Origin of the sequence: thiotrophic endosymbiont of Bathymodiolus puteoserpentis (Logatchev) (genome assembly GCF_900127505.1) — a bacterium.
Taxonomy (GTDB): domain Bacteria; phylum Pseudomonadota; class Gammaproteobacteria; order PS1; family Pseudothioglobaceae; genus Thiodubiliella.
In genome coordinates this window covers 76,598-96,398 of the sequence record NZ_UEXF01000055.1, presented here as the reverse complement: position 1 = coordinate 96,398, position 19,801 = coordinate 76,598, and the positions used below count along the sequence as shown (strand labels likewise).

Annotated in this window: 17 protein-coding genes and 1 tRNA gene; 11 read left to right on the top strand and 7 right to left on the bottom strand. The window is 40.8% G+C overall.

Going from position 1 to position 19,801, the window contains the following annotated elements; all coding sequences use genetic code 11:
- Positions 1 to 4,352: invasin domain 3-containing protein (locus BHECKSOX2_RS07220; RefSeq protein ID WP_180323709.1), on the bottom strand; the 4,352-nt coding region annotated here is incomplete at its 3' end.
- 105 nt (positions 4,353 to 4,457) lie between these two features.
- Here BHECKSOX2_RS07220 and gshB point away from each other — a divergent pair.
- The gene (gene gshB / locus BHECKSOX2_RS07215) at positions 4,458 to 5,423 is read left to right on the top strand and encodes a glutathione synthase (protein WP_139683055.1); all 966 of its coding nucleotides are present in this window, start codon (positions 4,458 to 4,460) and stop codon (positions 5,421 to 5,423) included.
- Between the two features lie 147 nt (positions 5,424 to 5,570).
- On the opposite strand, the gene crcB is transcribed toward gshB, so the two are convergent.
- From crcB to BHECKSOX2_RS07200, 3 genes are read right to left on the bottom strand one after another with little or no spacing between them, the layout of a single operon-like run.
- Positions 5,571 to 5,963, bottom strand: coding sequence for a fluoride efflux transporter CrcB (gene crcB, locus BHECKSOX2_RS07210; protein ID WP_139683054.1), 393 nt, complete (start codon positions 5,961 to 5,963; stop codon positions 5,571 to 5,573).
- Positions 5,963 to 7,216 carry a replication-associated recombination protein A gene (locus BHECKSOX2_RS07205; protein WP_139683053.1) on the bottom strand — a complete coding sequence of 418 codons (1,254 nt, stop codon included), beginning with the start codon at positions 7,214 to 7,216 and terminating at the stop codon, positions 5,963 to 5,965. The genes crcB and BHECKSOX2_RS07205 overlap by 1 nt, the downstream gene beginning before the upstream one ends.
- Positions 7,213 to 8,172 carry an FAD:protein FMN transferase gene (locus BHECKSOX2_RS07200; protein ID WP_139683052.1) on the bottom strand — a complete coding sequence of 320 codons (960 nt, stop codon included), beginning with the start codon at positions 8,170 to 8,172 and terminating at the stop codon, positions 7,213 to 7,215. Before BHECKSOX2_RS07200 ends, BHECKSOX2_RS07205 begins: the two co-directional genes overlap by 4 nt.
- On the opposite strand from BHECKSOX2_RS07200, the gene BHECKSOX2_RS07195 reads away from it, so the two are divergent.
- The 4 genes from BHECKSOX2_RS07195 to BHECKSOX2_RS07180 are packed head-to-tail and all read left to right on the top strand — an operon-like array spanning position 8,159 to position 11,344.
- Positions 8,159 to 9,391, top strand: coding sequence for a lytic murein transglycosylase (locus tag BHECKSOX2_RS07195; protein ID WP_139683051.1), 1,233 nt, complete (start codon positions 8,159 to 8,161; stop codon positions 9,389 to 9,391). The two genes, BHECKSOX2_RS07200 and BHECKSOX2_RS07195, sit on opposite strands and share 14 nt — an antisense overlap.
- Complete coding sequence (gene ruvX / locus BHECKSOX2_RS07190) at positions 9,381 to 9,800, top strand: Holliday junction resolvase RuvX (protein ID WP_139683050.1); 420 nt, start codon at positions 9,381 to 9,383, stop codon at positions 9,798 to 9,800. The genes BHECKSOX2_RS07195 and ruvX overlap by 11 nt, the downstream gene beginning before the upstream one ends.
- Before the next feature lie 6 nt (positions 9,801 to 9,806).
- Positions 9,807 to 10,769, top strand: coding sequence for an aspartate carbamoyltransferase catalytic subunit (locus tag BHECKSOX2_RS07185; protein WP_139683049.1), 963 nt, complete (start codon positions 9,807 to 9,809; stop codon positions 10,767 to 10,769).
- Between the two features lie 11 nt (positions 10,770 to 10,780).
- Positions 10,781 to 11,344: a UPF0149 family protein gene (locus BHECKSOX2_RS07180; protein WP_090714630.1), complete on the top strand. Its 564-nt coding sequence runs from the start codon at positions 10,781 to 10,783 to the stop codon at positions 11,342 to 11,344.
- Between the two features lie 245 nt (positions 11,345 to 11,589).
- On the opposite strand, the gene BHECKSOX2_RS07175 is transcribed toward BHECKSOX2_RS07180, so the two are convergent.
- A tRNA-Phe gene (locus BHECKSOX2_RS07175) sits at positions 11,590 to 11,665 on the bottom strand.
- A gap of 35 nt (positions 11,666 to 11,700) precedes the next feature.
- Positions 11,701 to 12,645: a thioredoxin-disulfide reductase gene (gene trxB / locus BHECKSOX2_RS07170; protein ID WP_090715548.1), complete on the bottom strand. Its 945-nt coding sequence runs from the start codon at positions 12,643 to 12,645 to the stop codon at positions 11,701 to 11,703.
- A gap of 65 nt (positions 12,646 to 12,710) precedes the next feature.
- Between trxB and BHECKSOX2_RS07165 the strand changes: the two genes are divergently transcribed.
- Both BHECKSOX2_RS07165 and BHECKSOX2_RS07160 read left to right on the top strand, forming a co-directional pair.
- Positions 12,711 to 14,969: a DNA translocase FtsK gene (locus tag BHECKSOX2_RS07165; RefSeq protein ID WP_139683048.1), complete on the top strand. Its 2,259-nt coding sequence runs from the start codon at positions 12,711 to 12,713 to the stop codon at positions 14,967 to 14,969.
- Positions 14,959 to 15,555 carry an outer-membrane lipoprotein carrier protein LolA gene (locus BHECKSOX2_RS07160; protein WP_139683047.1) on the top strand — a complete coding sequence of 199 codons (597 nt, stop codon included), beginning with the start codon at positions 14,959 to 14,961 and terminating at the stop codon, positions 15,553 to 15,555. Before BHECKSOX2_RS07165 ends, BHECKSOX2_RS07160 begins: the two co-directional genes overlap by 11 nt.
- 2 nt (positions 15,556 to 15,557) lie before the next feature.
- Here BHECKSOX2_RS07160 and hisF read toward each other — a convergent pair whose 3' ends face one another.
- Positions 15,558 to 16,325 carry an imidazole glycerol phosphate synthase subunit HisF gene (hisF, locus tag BHECKSOX2_RS07155; RefSeq protein WP_139683046.1) on the bottom strand — a complete coding sequence of 256 codons (768 nt, stop codon included), beginning with the start codon at positions 16,323 to 16,325 and terminating at the stop codon, positions 15,558 to 15,560.
- 39 nt (positions 16,326 to 16,364) lie between these two features.
- Between hisF and uppS the strand changes: the two genes are divergently transcribed.
- Genes uppS through BHECKSOX2_RS07135 form a run of 4 tightly spaced genes read left to right on the top strand, consistent with a single transcriptional unit; the run spans position 16,365 to position 19,800 of the window.
- A complete protein-coding gene (gene uppS, locus BHECKSOX2_RS07150; RefSeq protein ID WP_139683045.1) occupies positions 16,365 to 17,054 on the top strand; it encodes a polyprenyl diphosphate synthase in 690 nt (229 codons plus the stop codon).
- Positions 17,005 to 17,844, top strand: a complete 840-nt coding sequence (locus BHECKSOX2_RS07145) for a phosphatidate cytidylyltransferase (RefSeq protein WP_218973230.1) — start codon at positions 17,005 to 17,007, stop codon at positions 17,842 to 17,844. Before uppS ends, BHECKSOX2_RS07145 begins: the two co-directional genes overlap by 50 nt.
- Positions 17,841 to 18,992 (top strand): 1-deoxy-D-xylulose-5-phosphate reductoisomerase, encoded by a 1,152-nt coding sequence (locus BHECKSOX2_RS07140; protein WP_139683043.1) that lies wholly within the window; start codon positions 17,841 to 17,843, stop codon positions 18,990 to 18,992. The genes BHECKSOX2_RS07145 and BHECKSOX2_RS07140 overlap by 4 nt, the downstream gene beginning before the upstream one ends.
- Positions 18,985 to 19,800 (top strand): peptidoglycan DD-metalloendopeptidase family protein, encoded by an 816-nt coding sequence (locus BHECKSOX2_RS07135; RefSeq protein ID WP_139683042.1) that lies wholly within the window; start codon positions 18,985 to 18,987, stop codon positions 19,798 to 19,800. Before BHECKSOX2_RS07140 ends, BHECKSOX2_RS07135 begins: the two co-directional genes overlap by 8 nt.
- The last annotated feature ends 1 nt before the right edge of the window (position 19,801 follow it).

Below are 19,801 nucleotides of genomic sequence, written 5' to 3'. Positions count from 1 at the left end.
CCAGTCGTTAGGTTATTGCCGTTAGCATCCTTAGCTTGCATGGTGATCGTTGAAATGCTTGTACCATCTGCAGCTACACCGCTTGGGTTGGCAGTTAGGGTTGAGTGCGTTGTATCAGCAGTCGTATAAATTGTAAGCCCCCCACCAGGTGTCGAATTATGTGCAGCAAAGCTTACATCAACCGTATCATCTACATTAGAACCACCAAAGGCTGCACTTACCGTTACCGTCTCAACAGTGCTGTTAGTAATAGTAGCTGTGTAAGTGCCATCAGCGTTATCGCTCACTGCTGATAGTGTTGCAGAACCGGTCGCAGACATCGTTACTGTTAGACCACCAGTCGTTAGGTTATTGCCGTTAGCATCCCTCGCTTGCATAGTGATCGTTGAAGCACTTGTGCCATCTGTACCCACATACACATAGCTATCATCTGAATTTAAAGTGGTTACACCGCCTATAAGGATTACATTATCTACAGTAATACTGGTTGGGTTGGCAGTTAGGATTGAGTGCGTTGTTGTAGCTATGCCTGCTTGTGAGTCGAAGATTTCAGATTTAATAAAGTTTACATTAACCGTATCACCTACATTAGAACCACCAAAGGCTGCAGTTACCGTTACCGTCTCAACAGTGCTGTTAGTAATAGTAGCTGTGTAAGTGCCATCAGCGTTATCGATCACTGCTGATAGTGTTGCAGAACCGTTCTCAGACATCGTTACTGTTAGACCGCCAGTCGTTAGGTTATTGCCGTTAGCATCCTTAGCTTGCATGGTGATCGTTGAAATGCTTGTACCATCTGCAGCTACACCGCTTGGGTTGGCAGTTAGGGTTGAGTGCGTTGTATCAGCAGTCGTATAAATTGTAAGCACCCCACCAGGTGTCGAATTATGTGCAGCAAAGCTTACATCAACCGTATCATCTACATTAGAACCACCAAAGGCTGCACTTACCGTTACCGTCTCAACAGTGCTGTTAGTAATAGTAGCTGTGTAAGTGCCATTAGCGTTATCGCTCACTGCTGATAGTGTTGCAGAACCGGTCGCAGACATCGTTACTGTTAGACCACCAGTCGTTAGGTTATTGCCGTTAGCATCCCTCGCTTGCATAGTGATCGTTGAAGCACTTGTGCCATCTGTACCCACATACACATAGCTATCATCTGAATTTAAAGTGGTTACACCGCCTATAAGGATTACATTATCTACAGTAATACTGGTTGGGTTGGCAGTTAGGATTGAGTGCGTTGTTGTAGCTATGCCTGCTTGTGAGTCGAAGATTTCAGATTTAATAAAGTTTACATTAACCGTATCACCTACATTAGAACCACCAAAGGCTGCAGTTACCGTTACCGTCTCAACAGTGCTGTTAGTAATAGTAGCTGTGTAAGTGCCATTAGCGTTATCGCTCACTGCTGATAGTGTTGCAGAACCGTTCTCAGACATCGTTACTGTTAGACCGCCAGTCGTTAGGTTATTGCCGTTAGCGTCCTTAGCTTGCATAGTGATTGTTGAAGTACTTGTACCATCTGCAGCTACACCGCTTGGGTTGGCAGTTAGAGTTGAGTGTGCTTTTGTAGCTACGCCTACTGGTGAGTCGGAGACTTCAGATGCAATAAAGTTTACATCAGCCGTATCACCTACATTAGAACCACCAAAAGTTGCAGTTACCGTTACCTTCTCAGCAGTGCTGTTAGTAATAGTGGCTGTGTAAGTGCCATTAGCGTTATCGCTCACTGCTGATAGTGTTGCAGAACCGTTCTCAGACATCGTTACTGTTAGACCGCCAGTCGTTAGGTTATTGCCGTTAGCATCCTTAGCTTGCATGGTGATCGTTGAAATGCTTGTACCATCTGCAACTACACTGCTTGGGTTGGCAGTTAGGATTGAGTGCGTTGTTGTAGCTATGCCTGCTTGTGAGTCGAAGATTTCAGATTTAATAAAGTTTACATCAACCGTATCACCTACATTAGAACCACCAAAGGCTGCAGTTACCGTTACCTTCTCAGCAGTGCTGTTAGTAATAGTAGCTGTGTAAGTACCATCAGCATTATCGCTCACTGCTGATAGTGTTGCAGAACCGCTCTCAGACATCGTTACCGTTAAACCGCCAGTCGTTAGGTTGTTGCCGTTAACATCCTTAGCTTGCATGGTGATCGTTGAGGTGCTTTTGCCATCTGCAGCTACACTAGTTAGGTTGGCAGTTAGAGTTGAGCGCGCTGTTGTAGCCACGCCTGGTGCGTTATTGACTAAAATTTGAATCTCAGATGTAGTGTCTGACTTGGCTGGTGTTGCTAATGCTACTCGTGCATTAACTTCTGCTAAACTACTAACACCAGTGACGCCTGCATAGATGTAGTCTTGCGCGGTTGGTGCACCGCTGGTGCCATCATAAAGACTGATTTTGAGAATCGCCAAGTTGCCCATTATTGAGCCTTCTCCCGTTGCTGAACCTGCTGCACCTGTATTGCCACTAGCTGCACCGTTCGTGAAATTATTATTACCGCCACTGGTTTTAAGATTATTAATAGCTGTCATTACATTGACAGTTTGTGTGCCTATATTAAGCCCTTCAATAGTATTTTGGCGGCTACCATTCATGCCTTCCAGATCATTAACAAGCACTGTAATGGTAGTATTTGGCGATGCATCAGCCGAGTTCTCACCCATTTGTGAAATAGCAGCCAAAATAAGTCCAAATCGACCTGAATTGTCATTCTGTGCAACCGCTATATTAAGGTCGGTTGGAATTGTAGCAATAACATCAGTATTACCAAGACCAAATGCTACTGCAACATTATCATTTTCTGCAGCAATTTTCTCCTTAATTACAGATAAATTACCAGCAGCAGTATCGGCCATTCGATAAGCAATCTCAGAGAGTGGTGAGGCAACCAACACTAAATCGCCTCCAGAATACACCACAGCTGAATGAAGCGTTGGCGCATTAGCTGTTAGACCAGTTGCCTCATCAACATAACTACCGCCTGTACAGACTGAATGATATAGAGAATTTGTCGACAGTTTAACATCTGGTAAATTAACTCTACCATTGGTCGTAGTTATGCCAGAACCACCTGCTACAGCAACACCTGAAGCATTATAAAGCGTACAACTTGCACCCACTGTGGTTGCATTGTATGCCCCTAAAATAATTTTGGCGCCTGCAGAAACTTTTTCAACACGAATCTTATTAGACCGCTCAACTGGATTAAGGTCGATTAAATTAACAATACCTGTATTTCTAAAAGGTTTGCTATCAATACTAAAGTTGGTAAATGACCCATTATCTTTAAGTGGCAACTGTGTTGTTAGGCGCATATAACTAGCCCTGTCTGCAGTGTTGGATTTCTCAGTACCAAGCTCAACATTAATTGATGGCGTAAGCTCAACCTCCACACCAAAAATAGTGCCCTTGATATCTGAACCCTGTTTTCCATCCCAATGATAACGAGTGCCTTTGATTTTTGCCCATGGCAAATACGGCATTTGACCTGTTAACTTAAGGTCATATCCTGCTAATGCCTCTTCGGTAGAATCACCAATATCTTTTCTATGTGAAGTTGGATAATAACTATTAACATGAGCACTAAAGTTAGAACGCTGATATTCCAAACCAAGACTTAGTCGCTTATGTCTAGATTTAGTTTCATAATCACTAAATAAATTAATACCGGCTATTGCAGTACCATCTTCAATCAAAACACGATGACCGATACCTAAATTAATAGTGCTACGGCGCTCACCGTGATTCTCACCTGAGGCTAACTGACCTTGAAAAAAAGTTAACTCCTTACTGTCGCTATCTAACTTAGATAAAGGCTGAATGGTTTTAATGCTATAAGTTGGATTTTTAGATTCAATTTTATGAATACTAATCTCACTACGACCAGGACCAAATTTATTGACAAACTGGTTAGCTTTGTCACTAATCAAACCTTCGGTAGTATTGATAGCTTTGTTTTTGAGATGGTTTTCTACATCTGTGGTGATTTTGCTACCTAGCTTATTGGCATTGTTTGAGTTGGTAGAGCCTATGGCAGAGCGTACCGTACCTGCGACTTCTTTGAGAAAAGTCGTGGCTTGGTTGTCTTTCTTGGTGGTATTGCTCTGCTTGTGTGTGTAAGGCTTACTAAGGTCTAGATAGGCTTCTTTGTTAAATTCTTCTTTGTTTAACTCTTTTTTGTTAGGTTGCTGAGAGTTATCAGCAGAAAAAGTATTAAAAGACAATGTGACTAAAAAGCCAAGAGCAAGAAAGTACTTGAATTTGTTAAGCCCATTGAATGTTGGGGTTAACTGAGGTTTTGTTTTTGCATTTACCATAGTCAAACTGCTTGTTGTTTTAAGATTAATCATGGATTATACTGCTATTTGCTATTCCCTTGTAAATTTTTTAAAACCTAACAAAAATGCACGGTATTTGAATGCCAAGTTAATACGCACTAGCAAAAGACCTTTATAATGCCTACTATGAAAATTGCTGTACTGATGGATAATATTGCCAATATCAATCCAAAAAAAGACTCTTCACTAGCCATGATGCTAGAGGCTACGCATCGAAAGTGGGAAATTTATACTTTGGATACAACCGACCTATTCGCAAATAAAGACGGTGTTTATGCACACGCTTCACAAACCACTGTGGCTGATAATCTTCAACACTGGTTTGAAAAAAAACCCAGTCAAATAATGGCATTAAGTGCATTTGATGTTATTTTGATGCGCAAAGACCCACCGTTTGATATGAATTATATCTATGCCACTTATTTTTTAGAACAGGCAGAAAAACAAGGGGTGTTGATTGTCAACAAACCACAATCCTTGCGTGATGCTAATGAAAAATTATTTGCGCTGAATTTTCCACACTGCATACCAAAGACCTTAGTAAGTAGCAATCAAGCACAAATTAAAACTTTTATTGAAGCCCAACGAACTGTAGTAGTCAAGCCACTAGATGGCATGGGCGGGCATGATATTTTCAAATTTGAAACAGGTACAGGTGATAGTGAGATAAACACCACATTAGAACGCTTGACAAACAATAATAAGCGTCCAATTATGGTGCAAGAATTTTTGCCTGAAATTGTTAAAGGTGACAAACGCATTTTATTAATTGATGGCAAGCCGATTGATTATGCCTTAGCACGCATCCCTGAAAAAGGTAGATTTAAAGGCAATTTAGCCGCAGGTGCAACGGGCATTGGACAACCTTTAAGTAAGCGTGACTATTGGCTGTGCGAACAAATAGCACCTACTTTAAAAGCTAAAGGCTTAATGTTTGTCGGATTAGATGTAATCGGCAACACCATCACCGAGATTAATGTTACTAGCCCAACCTGCATTCGTGAACTAGATACACAATTTAATTTAAATATTGCCGGTGTGTTATTTGATGCAATTGAGCAAAAGATTAAACCTCAGAAATAACCTCAAAATCATTCAAACTACCCGTAATAGCAAAACCAATGACTTTGCTTGTGTTTTGATATCAAGATTAATAACTTGCAATCGTTGTATCTTTATTTATGCAAAGGTCTCATAGTATATAGCTCGCTGTAAACTATTGTTTTAATTTTAACTGCTAAACAGATACCGAGCCAATATAACACCCAGACCTGCTGCCAATAACGATAATAATATATTAAATAAAATATTGATACTGGCTTGTCCATAATGCCCAAGACTAATCATCTCTACTGACTCCCAAGACAAAGTTGACATCGTGGTTAATGAACCCGTTAAACCGATCAACAACATTAATCGGTATGTCTCATTAAGTGCCGCTTTTTCCAATATGACGACTGCCAAAATGCCTGCTATAAATGAACCAATAACATTGGCACTGAGCGTTCCATAGGGAAGGGTATTGCCAAAAGTTGCATTCATAAACTGTGTTAAATAATAACGCATACTTGCGCCAATAGTCGCACCTAATCCAATTGCCAAAACTGTTGGGAAAAAAGTCATTATGAACCCCTTAATTGTTTTAATTTTTCACTAATTTTAATCTCTAAACCACGCTGCGTTGGTGCGTAATAATTTTGCTCGCCCAACGCTTCAGGAAAATAAGTTTGTCCTTTTGCCACAGCGTCTTGTTCATTATGTGCATAACGATAACCTTCACCATAACCCAAGTCGTTCATCAACCCAGTGGGGGCATTGCACAAATGCTTCGGCACAGGTAGATCTCCCGTTGCTTTTGCTTCGCTCATTGCTTGATTAAAGGCCTTATAAACTGCATTTGACTTAGGTGCAACGGCACAATACACCGCCGCTTGTGCAATTGCTCGATTGCCTTCTTTCTCACCTACTCGCTCAAACACCTGCCAAGCATTTAGCGTGATTTCTAACGCCCTAGGGTCGGCATTACCAATATCCTCTGAGGCGATGGCTAACAGTCGCCTAGCAATAGTTTTTGCATCGCAACCTGCCACCAGCATTCTTGCCATCCAATACAAAGCCCCATCAGGTGATGAGCCACGCACTGATTTGTGAAAGGCGGAAAGTTGTTGATAAAAAATATCCCCACCCTTATCAAAAACACTAATTTTTTCTTGCAACAACTGCCCCACTGAATCCACATCCAATTTGTCCAACTTAGCCAATGCAATTTGCTCAACAATATTAATCAGTCGTCTGGCATCACCACCACTCGCATTGATAACACTGTCTTGTGCGGGTTTTTCCATGGTTGTTAGATTTTCGTGCGTCAAGGCTCGTTGCAAAATTTGCGCCAACTCATCTGCCTTTAATGACTCAAGCACATAAACACTCAGGCGAGAAAGCAAAGCAGAATTCAGTTCAAACGACGGATTTTCTGTTGTCGCGCCAATCAGTGTAATTAGCCCTGATTCGATATGTGGTAAGAATGCGTCTTGTTGTGCCTTATTAAAACGGTGAATTTCATCAACAAATAAAACAGTTTGCTGTTTAATATTTTGAAATTTTTTAGCGTTTTCTACTACAATTCTCAACTCTTTAACACCATCCAATACCGCACTAAGCTGGGCGAAATGCCCCTCAACTTGTTTGCAAATAATGCGTGCTAAAGTGGTCTTCCCTGTGCCTGATGGCCCCCACAAAATCATTGAATGCAACTGTTTATTGTCAATCGCCTGCTTTAATGGATGCCTATCACGCAACAAATGCGACTGCCCAAAGAACTCATCTAAGATTTGTGGCCTTAAACTCTCAGCCAAAGGTTTCAATAAAGGTTTCATAAGTTAATTTTTGTCACTTTAAAATGTGCCTGTTGATTTAAAATCAAAATTACTGATAGACCCCGCTGTTTTGCTAAAGCTGTGGCTCTTTGACTGCCCATTGCCATCATGGCCGTGGCGTAAGCATCTGCTACCATTGTTTGTGGATGAATGATGCTCACTGATGCCAAATCACTATTAGCAGGTAGTCCGGTGTGTGGATTAAGAATATGCATATAACGCTTGCCTTGCCAAATAAAATAATGACGATAATTACCAGAAGTGGCAATTGCTTGGTTTTTTAGAGTCATGGCAATTGGCGCTGCCTTGTTTGGGTGTTCCACGCCCACTGTCCACGCTTTCCCCTCATTGCTACCAGCGCTTCGTACTTCGCCACCAATTTCTACCAAATAGTTTTTTGTATTGAGCAGTTTGGTGATTTCATCTACGCCATACCCTTTGGCAATGGCTGATAGGTCAATATAGATATCTCTGGTTTTTTTAACCATTTTGTGAGTGTCATCTTTAAGCATTAAATACGCAATTGAGCTGTTTTCAAATGCTTGTTGCACTTGAGATTGGGTTGGTCTTTGCGCGGTTTTATTAGCGCCAAAACCCCACACATCAACTAAATGTCCAATGCCGGGATCAAAATAGCCATCGGTTTGTTGATAGATTTCTTTGGCTGCTTTTAAAACATAAAACAACTCACCAGAAACTTTAGTCCACTTATTGACTGGCTGTTGATTAACCACAGATAATTCAGATTTAGCATCCCAAGTTGAAAAGATTTGATTGATTTGCGCAAGCCTGTCGTCAATTTTTTGCTGAGATATGCCCTTGTCACCAATCGTTTTCACCGTATAAGTGGTGCCCATAATTGAGCCAGTAAAGGTGTTGATTTTTTCACTCACGCCACAAGCACCAAGCACCAGAACAATGCTGATAAGGTATAATTTTGCTATGCTTCGATTCATATTTCTCTTTATTTTCACGATTTCAGCAGGTTTAAGCAATTTAAGCCTTGCTAAGACAGATGATACCCTTAGCGCTGATACCACGCAAAATTTTGAAGCATTCTTGGCACAGATCCGCATCAAAGCAATCAAACAAGGTATCTCAGAAACAACACTAGAGCGTGCTTTTAACGGATTAACGCTCAACCCAAAAGTCATTCAATACGACCGCAATCAAGCAGAATTCACCTTAAACTTTTGGCGTTATATCAATTCAAGAGTGAGCAATAATCGCCTAGAAAAGGGCAAGATTAAGCTTGAAGAAACTCGCCCTCTGTTAGAGCGCATTTATAAAAAATATGGCGTGCAGCCTTCAATCTTAGTGGCCTTTTGGGGGTTGGAAACCAACTACGGCAAACATGTAGGGAAAATGGCACTTGTGCGTTCATTGGCAACATTGAGTTTTGATTTGCGTAGACGCGCCTTTTTTACCAAGGAGTTATTAATTTTGCTCAAACTGATTGACCAAGAAAAACTACCCCACAACGCACAAGGCTCTTGGGCAGGTGCCATGGGTAATACACAATTTATGCCAAGCAATGTTGAAGCCTACGGCGTGGATGCAGACAAAAATGGCAAATTAGACCTCTGGGATAGCAAGGAAGATATTTTTCATTCAAGTGCTAATTTTCTAAAGCGCATTGGTTGGCATAGAGGCGAACGCTGGGGTCGTGAGGTAACAGTGCCTGAAGATTTTGATTTTTCATTGTCAAACTTAAAAATCAAAAAAACCATTAGAGAATGGGCGTCTTTAGGGGTTAAACCCGCAAATGGCAAAAAAAATACTCGCTCATTGCCCTCACCACTTAAAGCATCATTGATTTTACCAATGGGACATAAAGGCCCTGCTTTTTTGATTTATAGAAACTTCCATGCCATTCTCAGATGGAACCGTTCAATTCTCTATGCCTTATCTGTTGGTCATCTATCTGATCGCCTTAATGGACAATCTGTGCTTATCGCTGAATCTGCTGATGAGCCATCGCTGAGTCGTGACGATGTATTTGCTATTCAAACCATGCTCAATGAATTAGGTTTTGACGCTGGTAAACCTGATGGGTTTTCAGGTCCAAAAACTCGCAACGCTACTCGTGAGTATCAGCGTGCAAACAATTTAGCCATTGATGGTTATGTTGGCTACCAGTTATTACAAGCGTTAAAGAAACGAAATGAGCATTGAAACCTACTTAGGCTTTGATGTGGGGACAAAACGCACGGGAGTTGCGATTGCTAATAGCCTAACACACACAGCAAACGGCATTGGTGTGGTTGAAAATAACAAAAATGGCGCTATCAATTTTGCAAGATTTGATGCAATTATCAATGCACATAATGTGGATTTATTTGTGGTTGGTTTGCCCCTTAATAAAGATGGCAAAGAGCAAGAAATGACCTTTATTGCTAAGTCATTTGGACGCAAATTGACCAGCAGATACAAGTTAGAAACTGTGTTTATTGATGAGTATTTATCATCATCTGATGCCAAAAAACAACTAAAATATAACCATTATCATCCGAATGCAAAACGCGGTGATGTAGATAAACGCTCAGCTGCGTTAATTTTGCAAACTTGGCTAGAGGACAACTAAACACTGATGAATAAAGATTTGATTAGTAATGATATTCAACTAGACTCATCTGGAAAGTTAATCCATCTATTAGGTCTTGAAGGGCTTTCTAAGAATCATTTAACCCACATTTTAGATGTTGCTGATGGTTTGCTTGATGTTCAAGGTAATTTAAAAAAATCCAAAGCGCTCGACGATATGAGCATTGCTAACTTGTTTTTTGAGCCCTCTACCCGAACACGAAATACTTTTGAAATTGCTGGAAAACGCACCAGTGCCAATATTATCAATGTTGATTTAGCCAACTCAGCCACCAAGAAAAACGAATCCCTATTAGATACCATGCACACGCTCAAAGCGATGCAAATCGATATGTTTGTTATTCGCCACAAACAAAGTGGCTTGCCACATCATGTAGCTGAAAACATTGATGGTGTTTCTATTTTAAATGCGGGCGATGGTATTAACGCTCACCCAACACAAGCATTATTAGATATGTTGACCATTCGCCAACACAAACAAAGTTTCGAGGATCTATCCATAGCCATTGTGGGCGATATCACTCACTCACGCGTGGCACACTCTGATATTCAAGCACTCAAAACCTTAGGGGCAAGTGATATTCGTCTCATTGCGCCAGCAGGTTTGCAATACGACTCTAAGCAATGTGCGACAGTTAAATGTTTTGATAATATTGAAGAAGGCATCAAAAACTGTGATGTGGTGATGGTGTTGCGCCTACAAAAAGAACGCATGTTAGAAGCCGATATTCCTAACGAACAAGAATACTTTGACAATTACGGCTTAACACCTGAACGCCTAGCATTGGCAAAATCGGATGCCATTGTGATGCATCCTGGTCCGATTAATCGTGGCGTTGAAATTGATTCCTCTGTTGCCAATGGCAAGCAATCTGTGATTCTTCAACAAGTAAGCAATGGTATTGCGGTGCGTATGGCAGTGATGGAAATCTTGGCTGGAAACTCTTAATGGAAGACTTTATGACAGACAATAACCTCATTGACTACGACGAAGTCAAGAGCACTCTGTACAACTTAAATACTGATGATACTATTGCCAATGCACACGGAATCTTATGTGGTTTTTCCTGTGTTAAGCCTGAGCTTAAGTTAGACGATTGGCTAAATGAAATCTTGGTGAGTATCGATTTAAACAATGTGAATGAAAAGGATGCTCACGAACAATTAGCAAAAATCTACAACACCACGCTATCGCAACTTAGCGACACCACACTCAACTTTCAACTGCTGATTGCCGATGAAAACTCTAAACTCAGAGAGCAAGCTGATACGCTTATTCAGTGGTGTCAGGGATTTTTAGTTGGCTTAGGCTTACAAAAAGTATCCACCACTGATGAAGATGTCTTGGAAATGATTAAAGACTTCAGTGAAATATCTAAACTTGATGGTAATGTTTTAGATGATGAGCAAAACGCACAAGACCTCAGTGAAATTATTGAGTTTGTGCGTATGGGTACCTTGCTCATTCAAGAAACCCTGCAACCTTCCAAGCAAGATTATATCTCTCCAGACACGCTACATTAAGCTTAATTACTGATAATCCAAAAAAAACCCTTGCCAGAGCAAGGGTTTTAGAGGAATTAGTATGTCACCATTTATTTATCTACTTGAGGAGAGGATAAAATTTCATTGGGGGAAAAATGGTGACATGTGAATATTATATCACGAAAATATAATATTACAAGTCTAGTATATATATAAATTCTAATATAGTTTTGTAGAGCACAAATAAAAAAAGCCCGTAAAGATACGGGCTTTTTTAAAAAATATGGTGGCCACACCTAGAATTGAACTAGGGACACAGGGATTTTCAGTCCCTTGCTCTACCAACTGAGCTATGTGGCCTTACGACAAAGATGGCATTATACCTATAATTAAAACTACTCACCTAAAAATCTTTCAGCATCAAGTGCTGCCATACAGCCTGAACCTGCTGAAGTAATGGCTTGACGATAAATATGGTCTGCTACATCTCCCGCTGCAAATACCCCTTCAACACTGGTCTGAGTAGCATTGCCTTGTGTGCCACTTTGTATCTGAATATAGCCATGATTCATTTCTACACTGCCTTCAAAAATACCCGTATTTGGTGTATGCCCAATAGCAATAAACACACCATGCACATCAATATCTTTAGTGCTGCCATCATTGTTCTTCAGCCTCAACCCTGTCACGCCTGCATCATCGCCCAATACCTCATCAAGGTTGTTATTGTATTCAATGGTAATATTGCCCGTTTTTGACTTCTTAATAAGTTGCTCAGACAAAATCTTTTCACTAGAGAATTTATCTCTACGATGCACAATAGTAACATGGTCTGCTATGTTTGATAAGAATAATGCCTCCTCTACTGCGGTATTACCTCCACCAATCACAGCAACCTTCTGCCCACGATAAAAGAAACCATCGCAAGTTGCACAAGCGCTTACACCTCTACCTTTGAAGGCTTCTTCTGATTCTAGACCTAAGTAACGCGCACTTGCGCCTGTGGCAATAATCACAGCATCAGCAGTGTAAGTTGTATCAGCACTGTTTAATTTAAAAGGCTTAGATGAAAAATCAACTTCAGTAATAGTGTCATTAATAATTTCAGTGTTAAAACGCTCGGCGTGTTGCTGCATACGCGTCATTAAATCAGGGCCTTGCACACCTTCATTGTCACCCGGCCAATTATCCACATCGGTGGTGCTCATTAACTGACCCCCTTGCTCCATACCGCTAACAATAACTGGGTTAAGGTTTGCTCTGGCCGCATAAATAGCCGCAGAATAACCCGCAGGGCCAGAACCAACAATTAAAACTTTACAGTGTTTATTCTTGCTCATTTAAATACCAATCCTTTATACTTATACAAATTAAAATAGCTATTATAAAGCAAACACAAATCACCTTGAAAAAAAATAACAAACTCACCTCTCGCAATATTTCCCAGCCTCGCTCACGCATAAAAAGCGAGATATTTTTTATCGCACTTACCACCTTCGGCTTAGTATTCCTTGTTGCGCTTATATCTCATTCACCAATAGAAACACCACTGTCTAGCGCACTTGAAGAGCCAATAACAAATTCAGCAGGGATTGTTGGCGCCTACTTAAGTGATATTGGCTTATCATTTTTAGGTTATAGCGCCTACCTGATTCCAATCTCATTAATTTGGCTGGGTTATAAAATCCACAAAAATGCTGAGCAAAAGCCTGCCAACCCCAATGTGGCTAGAGTTCGATTTATTGCAACGATTGTACTGATTATCTCGTTTTCAGCATTACTTGCATTACTTGCACAACTTTCCACAAACAAGGGCCCTGCAGGTGGTGATATTGGCAATATATTACACAACTACTTTGGCGTATTATTTGGCTCAATATCCATTGTTGTTTATCTTGGCGTTATTATGATTAGCACTGGTATTGCTAGCCCACCACTATGGAAAAATGTCTTTGCCTTCATTGCCACTTTGTTTGCAAAATTCAAAATGAAAAGCTCTAAAGCTAAAGCGACCATCACGCCTACATCAAAGCTAGCAACCAAAAAAATAGGCCTATTTGGCAAGCTAAGGCCTACTAAAACAAAACCAGTAAAGAGAAAAACCACAGCTACTACAAGCAACGCCAGCCTGCCTAATAATAAAACATTAACGGGTCTGCCTGATTTGTCACTACTTGATGATATTAAAAAGAACACCAGGGGTTACTCTGAAAAAGAAATTGAAGAAATGTCACAGCAAGTGGAAATCAAACTCAAAGATTTCGGCTTTGATGTCAGTATCACCGCGGTCACACCCGGTCCAGTAATCACACAGTTTGAGTTGTCACTAGCACCAGGCGTAAAAGTATCACAAATTATGAACCTGAACAAAGACCTTGCTCGCGCCTTGTTGGTTGAAAGCGTTCGTATTGTTGATGTTATTCCAGGTAAACCTGTTATTGGTTTAGAAATTCCAAATACCCAGCGAGAAATGATTGGACTTAAAGAGGTTTTATCTTCTAATGAATTTAATAACTCACCTTCTATGCTTACCGTGGGGCTTGGTAAAGATATTAACGGTCAGCCCGTGGTTGCAAATTTGGCAAAAATGCCACACTTGTTAGTAGCAGGATCAACAGGAATGGGGAAATCTGTTGGCTTGAACGCAATGATTTTAAGTGTGCTGTATAAAGCCACACCAGAGCAAGTGCGTATCATTATGATTGACCCTAAAATTGTTGAGCTGTCTTGTTACAACGATGTGCCTCACTTGCTAACCCCCGTTATCACTGATATGAATCAAGCGGCTTCTGCACTGTGGTGGTGTGTGAATGAAATGGAGCGTCGTTATTCACTATTGGCTACATTTGGGGTGCGTAATATTGAGGGCTTTAACGAAAAACTTGAAAAAGCCAAAAAGAAAAACTCGCCCTTACTTGACCCGTCTTTTAAAGAAGAAACCGCTGAAGAAGGCGAGAGCGCACCTGAATTAGAGTCGTTACCACTGATTATGTTGGTGATTGATGAATACGCCGATATGTTAGGTGCACTGCAACAAGAAGATCGTACTAAGGCTAAGCGTGTAGAAGCACTTATTATCCGTCTTGCACAAAAGGCGCGTGCTGCAGGCATTCATTTAATTATTGCCACTCAGCGCCCAAGTGTTGATGTGATTACCGGACTTATTAAATCCAATGTACCTTCTCGCATTGCTTTTAAAGTTACTTCAAAAGTTGACTCTCGCACCATTCTTGACCAAGGCGGTGCAGAGCAATTGTTAGGCATGGGTGATATGCTTTATATGACACCAGGCATCTCACATCTATCTCGTGTGCATGGTGCTTTTGTTAGCGATGATGAGATTGCAAATGTGGTTGGTTTCTTGCGTGAACACTCACAAACCAATTATCTTAATAGTGTTGTAAACTCTCATAGCGAATCCACTGATTCGCATGAAGGCACTGGGGAGCATGTAGGTGAGACGGATGAATTGTATGATAAATCAGTACAGATTGTTACCTCAACACGCAGAGCCTCTATTTCAAGCCTACAACGACGCTTGCGTATTGGCTACAATCGTGCGGCGCGTATTATTGAAGACATGGAAGCAGCAGGTGTTGTTAGTGGCATGAATAGTGCAGGCAATCGACAAGTATTAGCACCGGGACCAATTGATGAAAATTAAAGTATTCATTCTAATCACCGCCTTATGGGCAAATGTTGCCATCAGTGGCAATAGCAAAACCAACCAGTTCTTTGAGTTTTTCAATTCGGTAGAGTCGCTGAAAGCCAACTTCTCACAAACAGTTTATGACGAAGGCTTTACATTGATAAGTAGCACGACAGGTAGTTTTGCATTTCAGCGTCCAAAAAAATTATTCTGGCACACGAAAAAACCCAACGACCAAATATTGCTACTGAACAATCACGAATTATGGCAAATTGATACCGAGCTTGAGCAGGCTGTTTTACAAGAAAAAAAAGACCTTTCTAAAACGCCGCTCTATTGGCTGATTAATAGACCTGACTCCCTCAAAAATACGCCAAAATTTTCTCATAGTGAAGGCGGCATTGATTGGTACTTAGCAGCAAACACATACAGTCAGCCAATAGAGTTTGGCTTTACAGATGGTTTGTTGCGTGCTATTTCACTAGATAATGAACTTGGGCAAATTATCACCATTACCTTTGACCAATTGGCTATTAACCCCACTATCACACCAAAAACTTTTGAGTTAAGCATTGACTCAAGTTTTGATATTATTAGGTAGCTTTACAACCTAACTTCTATGCCATTTTCTTGCATGGCTTGCTTAGCCTGCTCGATAGTATATTCACCAAAATGAAAAATACTAGCGGCCAATACCCCGTCTGCACCGCCTTGTAAAACGCCTTCAGACAAGTGTTCTAAATTACCCACACCGCCAGAGGCAATCACTGGCACATCAACTGCATTTGCTACTGCCCTGGTAAGCGCTAAATCAAACCCTGCCTTAACACCGTCGCAATCCATTGATGTCAATAGCACCTCACCAGCACCGTTCTCACCTTGTGTCATTTTTACCGCCCATTCAAGTGCATCAATACCTGTTGATTTACGCCCACCATGAGTGAAAATCTCCCACTTGCCTGCAGCTACTTTTTTAGCATCAATCGCAATCACAATACACTGAGAGCCAAACTCTTCACTGAGTTGGTTGATTAAACGGGGGTTAAAAATAGCAGCAGAATTTACTGCCACCTTATCTGCACCTGCATTTAACATATCGCGCACATCGCGCGCTTTGCGGATACCTCCGCCCACAGTCAAAGGAATAAACACCTGATTAGCAATCGCCTCAACCATATGTACCGTGGTACCTCTATCCTCGCTCGTAGCAGTAATGTCCAAAAAAGTAATCTCATCAGCGCCCTCTAAATCATAGCGCTTAGCTACCTCAACGGGATCACCTGCATCTTTAATATCTACAAACTGTACACCCTTGACCACGCGACCATCACGCACATCAAGACAAGGAATAATTCTTTTCGCTAAACTCATAAGTTTGAATTATACCGAATTACGGTAAAATCTGCATTTATGAATATCCCTAAACATATTGCAATTATTATGGACGGCAACGGTCGCTGGGCAAAAAAACGCAAATTGCCCCGTATTGCAGGGCATAAAAAAGGGGTGGATGCAGTGCGAAACATTGTTAAACATTGTGGTGTACTCGGCGTGCAAACACTCACCTTGTTTGCCTTTAGCAGTGAAAATAAAAACCGTTGCGAAAAAGAAGTAACTTTATTGTTTAAATTATTTTTAAGCGTGCTCAAACAAGAGGTTAAAAAGCTCAAAAAATACAATGTCCGACTCAAAATTATTGGCAAACTATCGCTATTTCCTGATGCTGTACAAAAAACTGCAGTAGAAGCGCAAGCCTTATTAGCAGACAATACAGGGCTAACCTTAGTGATTGCTGCTAACTATGGTGGCAGGTGGGATATTGTCAACGCTTGCAAGCAAGCAATTGCCAGTGGGGTGGATGCTGATGCGTTAAATGAACAAAACTTTGCACAATATTTATCATTAGAGAATAATGCCGTAGATTTACTCATTCGTAGCAGTGGCGAGCAACGCATCAGTAATTTTTTACTTTGGGATATTGCTTATAGCGAATTATATTTTACCGGCACACTTTGGCCTGATTTTAATACGGGGGAATTAGACAAGGCAATTGAAAGCTTTAATCAGCGTGATAGACGCTACGGAGGGCGAGATGAGTGAACTGTCTAAAAGAATACTAACCACTTTAGTTTCAATACCGCTAATATTGTTCTTGTTATTTGAATTGCCAATTAGTTTTGAACTATTCATAATTATGACGGTTGTGATAAGTATGTATGAATTCCTTAAACTTATCCAAATTTCAACCACAAATAAAATTATTAGCATCATTATGTTGGCACTCGGTAGTTATATTACGATAATTGCACCAGCAATTTTTTATTATCTTACATTCACAAAAATAGCATATGCTTATGCACTAGCGGTCGTGTTGCTTTGGTGGGCTAATAACTTTTGGATGGTTGTAAACTATCCAAGATCAAAGCCTCTGGATATTTTTACGCCTATTAAGGCCATATTTTTGTTCACCCCTTTGTTTTGTTTGTTTGTTTTTAAGCCTTACTTGATATTGTTATTGTTTTTAATTGTTTGGGGCGCAGATAGTTTTGCTTATTTCTCAGGCAAAGCCTTTGGCAAACACAAACTTGCGCCTAGGTTAAGTGGAGGGAAAACCGTTGAAGGCGTTGTTGGTGGCTTAATAGGCGTACTTTTAATTACTGGTGCATGGATGTATTTTTACAATGAAACAAATTGGAAATTCTTACTGCTTGCGCTGATCACTGGTGTCTTTTCTGTAGTGGGCGACTTGTATGAGAGCATCTACAAGCGTGAAGCAGGCGTCAAAGACTCTGGCAATATTTTGCCTGGACATGGCGGAGTATTAGACCGCATTGACGGGCTTTTAGCTGCCACACCAATCTTTGTAATAGGCTTAATATTTTTGTTATGAAAAATATCACGGTTCTAGGCGCAACAGGCTCAATTGGCGATAGTACGCTATCAGTGGTAGCACTACATCCTGATAAATTTAATATTTTTGCCTTAAGTGCTCACGCTAACTGGCAAAAAATGCAAACACTGTGTGAAAAATTCCAGCCTAAGTTTGTCGTGATGACGGATGAGTCCGCTGCTGAAGCGCTTTCAAAAGTGGTGAGCAACAACACAGAAGTTTTACATGGTGCAGAGGCGCTCAACACCATTGCCGCACACGATAAAACTGATTATGTCATGGCTGCAATTGTGGGTAGCGCAGGTATGGCATCAAGTCTTGCCGGCGCCAAAGCAGGCAAACGCATTATGCTCGCTAATAAAGAATCTTTAGTGCTGGCAGGTGATTTATTTATGCAAACAGTGCGTGACAATAATGCTGAACTTATTCCTGTGGACTCTGAACATTCAGCAATTTTTCAATGCCTACAAAGTGGCAAATCTGGACTAAGTAAAATCCAACTCACTGCCAGTGGTGGTCCATTCTTGCACACACCACAAAAAAAATTATGTGCCATTACTCCTGATGAGGCCTGCGCTCACCCAAACTGGTCAATGGGTCAAAAAATATCAATAGATTCTGCCACCATGATGAATAAAGGTTTGGAGGTGATTGAAGCGCATTATTTATTTGGCTTACCCGCTGAAAAAATCGATGTAGTCGTACACCCACAATCCATCATCCATTCTTCGGTTTATTATGCAGATGGCTCAACGCTATCCCAACTTGGCAACCCCGATATGCGCAGCGTCATCTCTTATGCGCTGAGCTATCCCAATAGAATTGCCTCTGGTGTTGAACCGCTAGACTTAACCAACAACCCCCCACTAGAGTTTTACGCACCTGATTTAGACAAGTTTGCTTGTTTAAGACAAGCATTTGATGCGCTCAAACAAGGTGGTAATGCAATGGGCACACTCAATGCCGCTAATGAAGTTGCAGTTGAGCATTTCTTAAACAATAAAATTTCATTTTTAGACATTACAAAAGTTATTCAACACACCCTAGATACTGTCCAACACACGGATATTTCTTCATTAGAGGCCATTATTGCTAACGACACAACAGCGCGCGAAACAGCGCGCGCAATCATCAAAAAATATGCGTAAATCTACACTACTTTTATTACTTACATTATTTTTTATAAGCAGCGCCAATGCGCTTGAACGCTCTACTATTTATATCACTCGTTCACTTGCCTACGATGCACAGAAAATGGGTATTAACCAAAAAACCATTAATAATATTGTGCGTATCTTCTCGTGGAGCATTGATTTTAATCGAGATTTAAAAAGAGGCGACCGTTTTATTATTATTGGCAAAAGGCGCACCGCACCAAGCGCATTAATTTATATTGGCAAGAAAAAGCGTGTTGCTGTTTTCTCACACACTGACAAATATGGACGCCTTGGTTATTACGGCATTAATGGCAAAACACTCTACCCTAGCTTTTTAAGAGCACCTTTGAAGTACAAATACATTAGCTCAAAGTTTCAACTAAAGCGCTTTCACCCAACTCTAAAAACTTGGCGACCACACAGAGCTGTTGATTACGCTGCAAAATACGGCACACCTGTTTACGCTGCAGCCGATGGCATCATTAAGCATCGCAAAAGAATGGGGGCACTTGGCAAATCTGTGCATATTACACACGGCAGTAATTATTTAACCGTTTATGCACACTTGTCTAGATTTTCTCGTGGGCTCAGAGCATCATCTAGGGTTAAAAGAGGGCAAGTGATTGGCTATGTAGGCTCAACAGGTCGCTCAACGGGGCCACATTTACACTACGAATTACACTACAAAGGTAAGCGCAAAAACCCACTCACATGGCGACTACCTAAACAAAAACGCATCGCAAAATCTGATTTAAAGCGTTTCCAAAAAAGAGCAAGATCTATTCTGCGTAGTTTGTAAA

Excerpts from the sequence above, each read along its gene's own strand:
- BHECKSOX2_RS07185 (WP_139683049.1), top strand. The coding sequence starts at position 9,807 with ATGAATAAAGATTTGATTAGTAATGATATTCAACTAGACTCATCTGGA.
- BHECKSOX2_RS07135 (WP_139683042.1), top strand. The coding sequence starts at position 18,985 with ATGCGTAAATCTACACTACTTTTATTACTTACATTATTTTTTATAAGC.
- BHECKSOX2_RS07200 (WP_139683052.1), bottom strand. The coding sequence starts at position 8,172 with ATGAATCGAAGCATAGCAAAATTATACCTTATCAGCATTGTTCTGGTG.
- BHECKSOX2_RS07160 (WP_139683047.1), top strand. The coding sequence starts at position 14,959 with ATGAAAATTAAAGTATTCATTCTAATCACCGCCTTATGGGCAAATGTT.
- uppS (WP_139683045.1), top strand. The coding sequence starts at position 16,365 with ATGAATATCCCTAAACATATTGCAATTATTATGGACGGCAACGGTCGC.
- BHECKSOX2_RS07205 (WP_139683053.1), bottom strand. The coding sequence starts at position 7,216 with ATGAAACCTTTATTGAAACCTTTGGCTGAGAGTTTAAGGCCACAAATC.
- BHECKSOX2_RS07195 (WP_139683051.1), top strand. The coding sequence starts at position 8,159 with ATGCTTCGATTCATATTTCTCTTTATTTTCACGATTTCAGCAGGTTTA.
- trxB (WP_090715548.1), bottom strand. The coding sequence starts at position 12,645 with ATGAGCAAGAATAAACACTGTAAAGTTTTAATTGTTGGTTCTGGCCCT.
- BHECKSOX2_RS07140 (WP_139683043.1), top strand. The coding sequence starts at position 17,841 with ATGAAAAATATCACGGTTCTAGGCGCAACAGGCTCAATTGGCGATAGT.
- hisF (WP_139683046.1), bottom strand. The coding sequence starts at position 16,325 with ATGAGTTTAGCGAAAAGAATTATTCCTTGTCTTGATGTGCGTGATGGT.
- BHECKSOX2_RS07180 (WP_090714630.1), top strand. The coding sequence starts at position 10,781 with ATGACAGACAATAACCTCATTGACTACGACGAAGTCAAGAGCACTCTG.
- crcB (WP_139683054.1), bottom strand. The coding sequence starts at position 5,963 with ATGACTTTTTTCCCAACAGTTTTGGCAATTGGATTAGGTGCGACTATT.
- ruvX (WP_139683050.1), top strand. The coding sequence starts at position 9,381 with ATGAGCATTGAAACCTACTTAGGCTTTGATGTGGGGACAAAACGCACG.
- gshB (WP_139683055.1), top strand. The coding sequence starts at position 4,458 with ATGCCTACTATGAAAATTGCTGTACTGATGGATAATATTGCCAATATC.